We start from the raw sequence: 10,826 nt of genomic DNA, 5'->3' as shown, positions 1-10,826 counted from the left end.
TCCCACATGCGGCTGTCGGCGATGCCGGCGTGGAGGAGGATGAGCGGCGGGCCGGAGCCGGCCGCCTCATAGTAGAAATCAGTTCCATTCAGATGAACAAGTGTTGACATAATCGAGTACATTGCCGCTTGTCGTCAGGCAATGAATTGCCTGACTACGAACCCAACCACTCCCTCAGCCGCTCATACACCTCTGGCCGGCGCAGCAAATCCAGGTGGCTCATGCCGTAGCCCACCCAGCGGTGTTCCTCGGGAAAGGCCAGCGACCGCCGGGCGTCCGCGTGCTGGCCCAACGCGCTGGCGACCGGCACAAGCCCGTCCCCCAGCAGCCGGTCGCGCAGGCCGCCCGGTCTTATGGAGGTGGTCGCGGCCAGCGCGTAGCAGCGCACCGCGTCGGGCAGGGGGACGACGTGGCGCTCGTCCGGCCCGTGGGCGAAGCGGTCGCGGCCGCTCCAGTCTTCATCGATCACGCTGCCGTGGCGCAGGTCGGTAATGCCCGCGCTGCGCCGCTTGCCCAGCCGGGTGAAGGGGGCCGAGTAGGGCGAGGCATCCATCACGACGTTGACCCAGTTGCCGCCGCGCTCCAGCGGCGCGCCGTGGTGGGGCGCGCCCAGACAGACGAGCGCCCGCAGGTGGAGCCGCCACGTGTGCCCGGCCGCCGCGCCATAGTAGCACGCGCTGCGGGCCACCAGCCCGCCCATGCTGTGGCCGATGAGGGCTATCTCGGCCACCGGCCGCGGCCACGCCTGGACGAGCGCCTCCAGGTGATCGGCCAGCTCGCGGCCGTTGCTGGAGATGTGGCGGCCGGAGTTGTAGCGGACGGCCAGCGGGACATAGCCCAGATCGCGGGCCAGCGCCGGGCCGTGGCCGTTCCAGCAGCGTTCGTCCATACAGAGGCCGTGGAGCAGGACGGCCAGCCGGTCGCCGGGCGCGGCCGGGTCGCCCGCGCCGAAAACCCCGGCCAGCGCCTCGCGCTCCAGCACCAGCGTCACGCCGTTGTGCCAGAAGGACATGGCGGTCGCCAGGGGATTGCCGCTCTCGACCAGGTAATCGCCCCACACCCCGTTGAGCGCGGCCATGACAGTCGCCCGCTGCGGCGTCGGCTCGCGCTCGCCCAGCAGGGGTGTCAGCCGGCTCAGCCCCGCCTCTACACCGCCGCCCACCAGGCGGGTCATGCCGCGAATCGTCCGGTACGTCAGCGGCGCGATGCCGCCCGCCCGCTCCGGCGCGTCCGGGTCGGGCGGCCCGGCGATGCCCAGGTGGAGCGCCTCCACCAGGTCGGTCAGTCCGGCGGCGGCGTCGGTGCTCAGGCGGGCCAGGGCGCGCAGGTCGGCGGGGTGGAGGTGGGCTGGTTTCTTTTTCATGAGAATGTTAACTATAGCACGCTTTGTGAAGCATCTCGTCCTTATTATTAGGATATGATTGCGCCGCCCGGTCGGGGTCAAGATAGGACGCTGATGGACGCTGATTCTTGCGCTGATTGACGCAGTTCATATGGCCCTTTTAGAGCGAGACACCCCTTTGGCCGAACTCAGCCGCGCGCTGGACGACGCGCGGCGCGGCGCGGGGCGCGTCGTTCTCATCAGCGGCGAGGCCGGTATCGGCAAAACGTCGCTGGTCGAGGCGTTCGCGCGCGGGCCGGGGGCGTCGGCGCGGCGGTGGTGGGGTGTCTGCGACGACCTGTTCACGCCGCGCCCGCTCGGCCCGCTGCACGACATCGCCGCCCAGGGCGCGCGGGGCGAGACGGGGCGGGTGGCGGCGCTGCTCCGCGACGGGGCTGACCGCGTCGACCACGCCGCTGTCTTTGCCGCCGTGTTGCGCGAGCTGGCGGCCCGGCCCACCCTGGCCGTCTTCGAGGACGTGCACTGGGCCGACGACGCCACGCTCGATCTGTTGCGCTACCTCGGCCGCCGCGTTGCCCAGACGTCCGCGTTGCTCGTGCTGACCTACCGCGACGATGAACTCGGCCCGGGCCACCCCTTGCGCGCCGTGCTGGGCGACCTGCCCTCGCCTGCCGTCCGCCGCGTCACCCTGCCGCCGCTGAGCGAGCCGTCCGTCCGCGCGCTCGTCGGCGACCGCGGCCTCGACGCCGCCGCGCTCCACCGCCAGACAGGCGGCAACCCCTTCTTCGTCACCGAGGTGCTGGCCGGCGCCGGCGGGCTGCCGCCCACCATCCGCGACGCCGTCGCGGCCCGCGTCGCCCGCGTCTCGCCGGCGGCCCAGGCAGCGCTCGCGGCGGCGGCCGTCGTCGGCCCGCGCATCGAGCCTGACGTGCTGGCCCGCGTGGCCGGCGCGGCCGGGGATGAGGCGTGGCCGGCCCTGGAAGAGTGCCTCAGCAGCGGCGTGCTGGTGGCTCAGGGCGAGTGGCTGGCCTTCCGCCACGAACTGGCGCGGCAGGCGGTGCTGGAATCCCTCTCGCCGCCGCGCCGGCAAGCGCTGCACCGCGCGACGCTGGCCGCGCTGCGGGCGACGCCGGCCGGCCGCGCCGACCCGGCCCGGCTGGCCCACCACGCCCAGGCGGCCGGCGACCGGGCGGCGGTGCTGGCGTTCGCGCCCGTCGCCGCGCAGGAAGCGGCCGCGGCCAGCGCCCACCGCGTCGCGGCCACGCTCTACCGGCTGGCGCTGGACTACGCCGACGCCCTGCCGCCGGCCGAGCACGCCCGCCTGCTGGAGCGCTACGCCCAGGAGTGCAACCTCGTCGACCGGCGGGCCGAAGGGGTGGAGGTCTGCCGCAAGGCGCTGGGCATCTGGCGCGAGTTGGGCGACCCGCTGCGCCAAGGCTCGCTGCTGTGGCAACTGGCGAACATGCTCATCGGCGTCGGCCGCAACGACGAGGCCGGCGATTGCGCGCGCGAGGCCGTCGCGCTGCTGGAGGCGCTTGGCCCCGGCCGCGAGCTATCGGCCGCCTATCGCATGGCGGCCAACGTGCGCTTCCTGAATCATGACTTCCACGACGCCATCGAGTTGGCCGACAAAGCGTTGGCCGTGGCCGAGACGATCGGTCACGTGGGCGAGGCGTTATCCGCCCGCAACATCGTCGGCTCGTCGCGGCTCTTTCTGGACTATGAGGCCGGCTGCCGTGAACTGGAAGCCAATCTGGCCGCGGCGCGCGACGCCGGGCGAATCGCCACGGCCGGCCACGCCTACACCAACCTCGGCTCGTCCTCCTGCGAGCTGTACCACCTGCGGCGGGCCGAACGCTATCTGGATGAGGGCATCACCTTCGCCGCCGAACACGACCTGGATCGCTACCGCTTCTACATGCTCGGCTGGCGGGCCATGACCCACCTGCGCCGCGGGCAGTGGGCCGAGGCGGCCGATACGGCCGGGCGCGTGCTGGCCCAGCCAGACGTGTCCATCCCCAGCCGCATTACCGCGCTGGGCGCGTTGGGGCTGGCCCGCGCCCGCTCCGGCCAACCGGAGGCGGACGCGGCGCTCGATGAGGCGCTGGAACTGGCGCGCCCGATCGGCAGCCTGCACCGGGTGGGGCTGGCGCGGGCGGCGCGGGCCGAGGCGGCCTGGCTGGCCGGCGACCCGGCGCGCGCGGCGGCCGAAGCCGGGGCCGCGTTTGACCTGGCGCTGGACAAGCGCCACCCCTGGTTCGCCGGCGAGCTGGCTTACTGGTTGGGGCGTGCGGGGGCGACGCCGTTCGCGCCGGAGCAGGCTGCAGAGTGGATCGCGGCTCCGTTCCGGCTGAGCATCGCCGGCGACTGGGCGGGGGCGGCGGCCGGGTGGGCGCGGCTGGGCTGCCCCTACGAACGTGCCCGCGCCCTGACCGAGGGGGACACCGCGGCGCAGTTGGAGGCGCTGCGGCTGTTCGAGGCGCTGGGGGCGCGGCCGGCGGCCGACGACCTGCGGCGGCGGCTGCACGCCGCTGGCGTGGCCCGCGTGCCGCGCGGGCCCCGCCCGGCCACCCGCGATAACCCATTTGGCCTGACCGGCCGCCAGGCGGAGATTCTGGCCCTGCTGGCCGAGGGGCTGACCAACGCCCAGATCGCCGCGCGGCTGCATCTCTCGCCCAAGACGGTCGATCATCACGTCTCGGCCGTGCTCGCCAAGCTCGACGTGCACAGCCGCGAGGCGGCGGCCGAATTGGCGCGGCGATCGGGCTTGTAGGGGCGCACCTGCGTGTGCGCCCTGAGGCCGACACGCAGGTTTGCCACAGGGCGCACGCTGTCACAGGGCGCACACTGCCACAGGGCGCACACGCAGGTGCGCCCCTACTTGAATTGCGGCCCGTCCCGCGCTATCCTATGGGTGGGGTCGCCACTTTCATCAGGGAGGGAACGATGCGCCGACTGAAGTACCTATTGTTTGGCCTGTTGCTGCTGGCCGCCTGCGCGCCGCCGGCCAATACCGCCGCGCCGCCGACGGCCGCCCCGGCGACGCCCACCCATCCGGCCGCCCTCACCACGCCCCAGAGCAACTTCTTCTACGGCCTGCCGTCCTTCCGCGCCGGCGAGACGGCCGAGTACGAAGGCTACCAGATCACCCTGACCGACGTCGTCCTGGACGGCGGCGAACTCAGCCTGACGCTCGACCTGCGCAACGAGACGGATCGCGCCGTGGATTTGGGCTGGGCGGTGCAACTCCACCACCGCCAGTCGGGCTACGTGTCGCCGGTCGAACAGCCCGCCGGCGCCCCGCCGTCCCTGGGGCCGGCCGGCGCGACATCGGGCGTGTGGCGCTATGACCTGGGGGAGACCGCTGCCAGCGATGCCCCTATGGCCCTGGAGGGCTACCTGCTCCTCTACGCCCCGCGCGGCTGGTCGGGGCCGGTCGTCGTCTACCGGCTCGACGATTAGGGATTGGAATGACGCAAGCAGGTGCGACCCACTTTCTGAAGTGGGTTGCACCTGGGCCCCGCGAGCTGTCTAGAGGTTAACAATGCACCGAAGTACCGTGTTCCGCCTTGCCGCACTCACACTCGCCATCGTCCTGCTGGCAGCCGTGTCCCGCGCGGCCGTCTCGCAGACGCAGACCGGCGACCCGTGGAAGATGCTGGTGCTGGTCTATCGCGGCATCGACGTGGACTACACCGACCTCGATGGAACCCGCAAGCACCTGACGGCCACCATGCCCCCGCAAGACGCCGAACTGATGGTGAAATCCTTTCTCCACCTGCCCCACCGCGGCGTGGTCTACGACTACACCGACCGGACGGGCGAACTGGAGGCGCGCGTCGTCTACGCCGCCCGGCCGCTGACCTCGCTCACGCCCATCGGCGACGGCTACTGGCCGTCACCCGACGACACGCGGCCGGAACTGAACGCCTACGCGCCGCCCGGAGCCTATGACTCGGTCATCGTCTTCTGGCAGGCGTCGCACCCGACCACCGACCAATCCATCCCCGCTTTCGGTTGGGGGTTGGGGGGCTGGTTCTTCGACTTTACCTATGCCTCCGTCTTCAACCTCAGTTGGATCTGGCCGTCCGGCGCGTGCGACGGCGAGGTGTTCCTGCACGAGTGGCTCCACGGCGTAACCGCTTTCTACAGCGATCAGGGCTTCCGTTTTCCCGTCCAGGATTTGCATGGCGCGGAGGAGGCGGGGTACACGACCGACGAAGACGGCTGCTGGCGAACCTGGCTGCGCGACTATATGCGCGGCCTGGTCTACGAGGACGGCCAGCGCACCGGGCTGACGCCGGAGGCGTGGCGTTCCGGCTCCATCACGACCCACAACATCCAGGGCTGGCGGGGCGAGTACTTCGACAACGAGACGCTGGCCGGCCCGCCGGTGGTGGTGCGCGACGATCCCGCCGTCTGGTTTAGCTGGGACCTGGCCGCGCCCCACCCGCTGCTGGCCGCCGACCACTTCTCCTCGCGCTGGACGCGGCGGCTGAACTTCGCCGGCGGCGCTTACACCTTCTATCTGGCCCACAACGACGGCGCGCGCCTCTACCTCGATGACCGGCTGCTGTTGGACAAATGGGGGCGCGGCGGCAATGATTCGCTGACCGCCCCCGTCGCCGCCGGGCCGCACACCCTGCGGGTGGAACACCACGAGGTCGCCGGCGTGGCCGAGGCGCGTCTCTACTGGCGAATGGTCGGCTCGGAGCGGAAGTTCTACCTGCCGGCGGCCTTCGTCAGCAAGTAATCTCTCTCATCCGTCCGTATCCGTAGCCAGTTTCTTCTCCGCCACGGCGTACAGGTAGCAACTGCTCAGGCTGCGGATGTTGTCCTCGGCAATGGCCCGCAGGTTCTCGGCCTGGACGCGGGCGGCCTCGGGGCCGAGCAGGTCGGCGGCGCGGTAGAGGCCACTGCCGCGCACGATGCGCCACCAGTCATCGGGCGCGCGCAGCGGCACGACGACGCGCTCCTCGGTGATGGTCGCGTGAGCCGCGCCGGTCTGCCCCAGGACGGCGGCCAGCGCTTTGTGCGTATCGATGCGTCGCCAGGGGCGCGGCAGGATCAGGCCGGGGCGCGCCCGCCGCGCGGCGGCGTAGAAGAGGTCATACAGGGGGGACAGCAGCTCCCGGCCGGGCGTGACCACCACCAGCCGGCCGCCGGGCCGCACCAGCTGCCACAGCGCGGCGGCCAGTCCGATCATATCCTCCACACAATAGAGCGCCAGCACGCACAGCACGGCGTCGAACTGCGCCGGCGGCGGGCGATAGGCGCGCATGTCTTCCAGCCGCCACTCGATGTTGTGCAGACTGAACCGGCTGGCCCGATGGGTAGCCAGGGCCAGCATCTCCGGCGAGAAGTCCACGGCGACGACGTGGCCGCCGGGCCGCACGCGGAAGGCGGCCGGAATGGTGGCCGCGCCCGCGCCGCAGCCGGCATCGAGCACCGTCATGCCGGGGCCGAGGTCGGCCAGTTCGACGGCGCGTTCGGCCGAGCCGGCCCAGTAGTGACAGGAGGCGTAATCGTAATCGAGGGCGGCGGCGCTATAGGTGGCGGACGGATCGAAGTACGTGACTTCGTCGGTTTCCATTGCTGGAACCTCGTTTCAACGGCTCAGTTGGGCGCGGGCGACGTGGGAAGATGCGTGGCGCGGAAAAGTGGTTGGTAGCTCTTAACCCCTCATTATACGTTGATTTTTCAACTTGCCAAACATTGTAGGGCGGTTTGCCAAACCGCCTTCTCCGCTCGTAGTCAGGCAATTCATTGCCGTTCTGCTACAGGGCGCAAGGAACGGCAATGAATTGCCTGACTACAAACTCATGCTTCCAGGATCAACACGTCCCCCGGCTGCATCCGCTGCGCAAATCCCCCATAGTTATCCTGCAACGTGCCCGGCCACTTGTTCAGCCGGGCCACCCGGTCGGCCCGCCGCACCACGTCCGCCTCCACTGTCCCCGGATACTCCTTGCGGAGGATCGCCAGCAGGGATTTGTCTCCTTCGCGCACGGTATAGTGGCGCGGCCCCGGCAGCCCCGCCGGCGGCGCGACCTTCACCCAGAAGGTGTTCCAGTCGTTGGCCTGGGCGTGGAAGATCTCGCCGGCGGCGTTGACGCACCACACCAGGTTCCTGTTGCCGACCGAGATCTGCACCGCCTTACCCTTATCGTTCATCCGCCAGGTGGGGCCGTCCTTGGTGAACAACTCCCCCTTGGTATTGACCACCCAGACCGCGCCGTCGTTGCCCGCGCCGATGGAGGCGACGGGCAGGCCGGGCACGGTGTCGGGCAGCCACCGGCTGTCGGCCGCGCTCGCGGACAGCCGGAACACCTGGCCGAGGTTGTTGCGGCACCAGACGTTGTTGGCGTCGCCGACGCTGACCTCGACCGCGTTCTTGCCCGTCGGGTTGTGCTTCCACTGACCGTTCTCCAGCTTGACCAGCTCCCCCTTGGTATTGACCACCCAGACAGTTCCGTCGCTGCCGGCGGCGATGGATTGCTTGACCAGGCTGGCGACCGGGTCCTCGCTCCAACCGCTGTCGAAGTTTGCGCCCTGTAACTTGAAGACGTGGCCGTCGGCGTTGCGGCACCACACGTGGCTCGCCGAGCCGACCGCAACCTCCGTGGCTTTGGCCGTCGGGTTGCGCTTCCACTCGCTGCCCACGCGCATGTAGAGATTGCCGGCCGAGTCGGCGCACCACACCGCGCCGTCGGCTCCCACTGAAACGCCGATCACAGTTGCCATAGATGACCTCCTACTGGCACTTGCGCGCCGAAAAGACCGCCCTCGCTCGGGCGCGTGGCGAGCGATTCGGGGACGGGTTGCGGATGGGCCGGCTATCGGGTTAGGGCGTGCGGGGCGATGCGAAGCGACCTGTTCTCTCTGGGAACATGGTAGCATAGGGGACGGGGGTGTGTCAACGGGCCTTGGCCGTCGTAGGGGCAGACCCGCGTGTCTGTCCCAGGGCGCACACGCAGGTGCGCTTAGCCGTCGTAGGGGCAGACCTGCGTGTCTGTCCCAGGGCGCACACGCAGGTGCGCCCCTACTCAGCCAACACAGCGGCCACCGTCGCCTCCAAATCGAGCGACGGCGCGTCCGGCCCGGCCAGGCCCAGCGCGGCGATGAGCGCCTCGGCCTCCTGGCGATCCTGGTACTCGGTCGCCGGGTGGTCGCGGACGAGGCGCAGCAGGGCCAGCGCGCGGGCCGGGTCGCCGGCGGCGATAACCTGGGCATAGACCGACAGGGCGAACAGCCGCAAGGGCGTGGCGTCCACAGTCCCGGCCGCGGCCAGGGCGCGGCGGGCGGCGGCGCGGGCGGCGTCCGGCTCGCCCCGCGCCAGCTCCGCCTGGGCCAGATTGCCGGCGGCCATCGCCACGGCGTCCCACTGCCCCTGCTCGCGGAAGATGTCCAGGGCGGCGCGGGCGTGGCCGGCGGCGTCGTCGAACCGGCCGCGGCGGTAGCCCAGATCGCCCAAATTGAGCAGCGCCGTGGCCTCCCGCTCCAGGTTGCCGATCTGGCGGGCCAGGGCCAGCCCGGCGGCGAAGTGGTCGCCGGCCGCGTCGAGGTCGGCGCGCAGGCGGGCGAAGACCCCCAGCAGCGTCAGGCAGCGCATCTCCAGGGCCGCCTCGCCGGCGGCGCGGGCCAGCGCCAGGCCCTCGGCGGCGTAAGCCTCAGCCGCGTCCAGGTCGCCCCGGCTGCCGGCCGCGCCGGCCAGCCCCTCCAGCGCCCAACCCAGCGACGCGCCCCCGGCGGCGCGGGCGGCGGGCAGGGCCGCTTCCACGTGGCGGCGCGCCCCGTCGAAGTCGCCGCGCGCCGTCGCCACGCGCCCCAGCCAGTAGCGCGCCCGCACGGCGTCGGCGCCGGCCGCGCCTTCATCGAGCGCGCGGAGCAGCGCCGCTTCGGCCGCGGTGTAATCGCCCAGCATGAAGCACGCCTCGCCCAGCCCCACCAGCAGGCCGGGCGTCGCGCGGCCCAGCGCGGCGGCGCGCTCGAAGGCGTGGCGGGCGGCGGCGTGGGCCCCCGTCCGCAACGCCTCATCGCCGGCGCGGGCCAGGTAGCCGGCGGCGCGCTCGTTCTCGCCCGCCTCGACGCAGTGGTGGGCGATGAGGCTGAGGTACTCGTCCAGGCGCGGGCCGGCGTGGGCCTCCAGCCAGCGGGCGGCGCGGCCGTGGAGGGCGCGCCGGTCGCGCAGCAGCACCGTCTCATAGGTCACGTCGCGCAGCAGGGCGTGGCGAAAAATGTACTCCTCCGTCCCGGCCAGGGCGGAGCGGTCGCGGCGGTGGATGATCTCGCGGCCGCGGGCGGCGTCGAGCAGGGGGCGCGCCTCTTCGCCCCCGCCGAGCAGCCAGGCCACGGCGTCGTCCCAGAACACCCGGCCGACGACCGCGGCGTGTTGCAGGGCGCGCCGTTCGGCCGGCGGCAAGGCGTCCAGACGGGCCTGGATGAGGGCGGTGAGCGTCGTCGGGATGCGCAACGTTTCCAGCCGTTCCGCATGCACGTACCAACCGTCTCCCCTGTCCCCCTGCTCCCCTGCTCCCCCGCTTCCCTGCGCCACCTCGATCGCCCCCTGATCGATAAGCATCTTGACCAACTCCTCGACGTAGAACGGGTTGCCCTCGGCCGCGGCGGCGACGCGCTGGCGCAGGGCGTCGGGGATGGCGTCAACGCGCTGGAGGACTTCGCCGATGAGGTCATCGGTCTCGCGGCGGGAGAGGGGCTGCAGGTGGAGGCGCTGTTCCTCGCCGGCGGCCCACCCCGGCCGGCGCTGGAGCAGGGTGGGGCGGGCCAGGCAGACGAAGAGGGCCGGCGCGCGCCCTTCCGGCGCGGCGGCCAGCCCCTCGACCAGCGCCGCCAGCAGGTCGAGCGACGGGTCGTCGGCCCAGTGGATGTCTTCCAGGAAGACGGCCAGCGGCCGGGCGGCGGCCTGGGCGCGGAAGAAGCGCGTCAGGTGGGCCTGGGCGGTCAGGCCGAACTCGGGGCTGCCCAGCAGCCGGGCGACGGCCTCGCTGGCCTCGAAGTCAAAGCCCAACCAGTGGCCGACCACGTCGGCCCCAACGGTGTCGGGGCTGACGCCGGCCCCGAAGCCGGCGCGAAACTTCCCCAGGGCCACGTCGGGCGGGTCGCTGTCGAGGATGTCGAAGCGGTTGGCGAACAGGTCGCGGAACAGGGCGTAGGGCGTCTCGCGCGAGACGGCCAGCGCGCGCCCCTTGAAGTGGCCGATGCGCTCCGGCCGCAGCTCCACCCAGCTCTCGAACTCGAACAACAGGCGCGACTTACCGACGCCGGCCTCGCCTATCACGGTGACGAGACGCGGCCGGCCATCGACCAGCAGGCCGGCGAACGCCGCCTGCAGCGCCCCCAATTCGGCGTCGCGGCCGATCATGCGCGTCTCGACTCCCTCGACGCCGCGCGTCCCCAACCGGAAGGCGCGCGGTTTGGCCGCCAGCACCCGGTAGACGACGACGCGCTCGGCCACCCCCTTCAC

At 71.7% G+C, this 10,826-nt stretch carries 7 protein-coding genes; 3 read left to right on the top strand and 4 right to left on the bottom strand.

Features of this window, described 5'->3' with window-relative positions; all coding sequences use genetic code 11:
• Positions 1-154: 154 nt before the first annotated feature.
• The gene (locus ACE3UY_RS09595) at positions 155-1,363 is read right to left on the bottom strand and encodes an esterase/lipase family protein (protein ID WP_374687320.1); all 1,209 of its coding nucleotides are present in this window, start codon (positions 1,361-1,363) and stop codon (positions 155-157) included.
• A gap of 130 nt (positions 1,364-1,493) precedes the next feature.
• Between ACE3UY_RS09595 and ACE3UY_RS09590 the strand changes: the two genes are divergently transcribed.
• From ACE3UY_RS09590 to ACE3UY_RS09580, 3 genes are all read left to right on the top strand, one after another.
• A complete protein-coding gene (locus tag ACE3UY_RS09590) occupies positions 1,494-4,115 on the top strand; it encodes an AAA family ATPase (protein ID WP_374687319.1) in 2,622 nt (873 codons plus the stop codon).
• 173 nt (positions 4,116-4,288) lie between these two features.
• Positions 4,289-4,804, top strand: coding sequence for a hypothetical protein (locus tag ACE3UY_RS09585; RefSeq protein WP_374687318.1), 516 nt, complete (start codon positions 4,289-4,291; stop codon positions 4,802-4,804).
• An 82-nt stretch (positions 4,805-4,886) separates the two neighbouring features.
• On the top strand, positions 4,887-6,095 hold the full coding sequence (locus tag ACE3UY_RS09580; RefSeq protein ID WP_374687317.1) for a PA14 domain-containing protein: 1,209 nt from the start codon (positions 4,887-4,889) through the stop codon (positions 6,093-6,095).
• 6 nt (positions 6,096-6,101) lie between these two features.
• On the opposite strand, the gene ACE3UY_RS09575 is transcribed toward ACE3UY_RS09580, so the two are convergent.
• The 3 genes from ACE3UY_RS09575 to ACE3UY_RS09565 form a co-directional block, all read right to left on the bottom strand.
• Positions 6,102-6,935: a class I SAM-dependent methyltransferase gene (locus tag ACE3UY_RS09575; protein WP_374687316.1), complete on the bottom strand. Its 834-nt coding sequence runs from the start codon at positions 6,933-6,935 to the stop codon at positions 6,102-6,104.
• A 227-nt stretch (positions 6,936-7,162) separates the two neighbouring features.
• Complete coding sequence (locus ACE3UY_RS09570) at positions 7,163-8,086, bottom strand: tectonin domain-containing protein (protein WP_374687315.1); 924 nt, start codon at positions 8,084-8,086, stop codon at positions 7,163-7,165.
• A 298-nt stretch (positions 8,087-8,384) separates the two neighbouring features.
• The coding region (locus ACE3UY_RS09565) for an AAA family ATPase (RefSeq protein WP_374687314.1) at positions 8,385-10,826 on the bottom strand (2,442 nt) is incomplete at its 5' end.

Source organism: Promineifilum sp. (SeqCode) (assembly GCF_041918635.1).
Taxonomy (GTDB): domain Bacteria; phylum Chloroflexota; class Anaerolineae; order Promineifilales; family Promineifilaceae; genus Promineifilum.
This window is presented reverse-complemented; position numbering and strand designations above follow the sequence as displayed.

Excerpts from the sequence above, each read along its gene's own strand:
- ACE3UY_RS09590 (WP_374687319.1), top strand. The coding sequence starts at position 1,494 with ATGGCCCTTTTAGAGCGAGACACCCCTTTGGCCGAACTCAGCCGCGCG.
- ACE3UY_RS09570 (WP_374687315.1), bottom strand. The coding sequence starts at position 8,086 with ATGGCAACTGTGATCGGCGTTTCAGTGGGAGCCGACGGCGCGGTGTGG.
- ACE3UY_RS09595 (WP_374687320.1), bottom strand. The coding sequence starts at position 1,363 with ATGAAAAAGAAACCAGCCCACCTCCACCCCGCCGACCTGCGCGCCCTG.
- ACE3UY_RS09580 (WP_374687317.1), top strand. The coding sequence starts at position 4,887 with ATGCACCGAAGTACCGTGTTCCGCCTTGCCGCACTCACACTCGCCATC.
- ACE3UY_RS09585 (WP_374687318.1), top strand. The coding sequence starts at position 4,289 with ATGCGCCGACTGAAGTACCTATTGTTTGGCCTGTTGCTGCTGGCCGCC.
- ACE3UY_RS09575 (WP_374687316.1), bottom strand. The coding sequence starts at position 6,935 with ATGGAAACCGACGAAGTCACGTACTTCGATCCGTCCGCCACCTATAGC.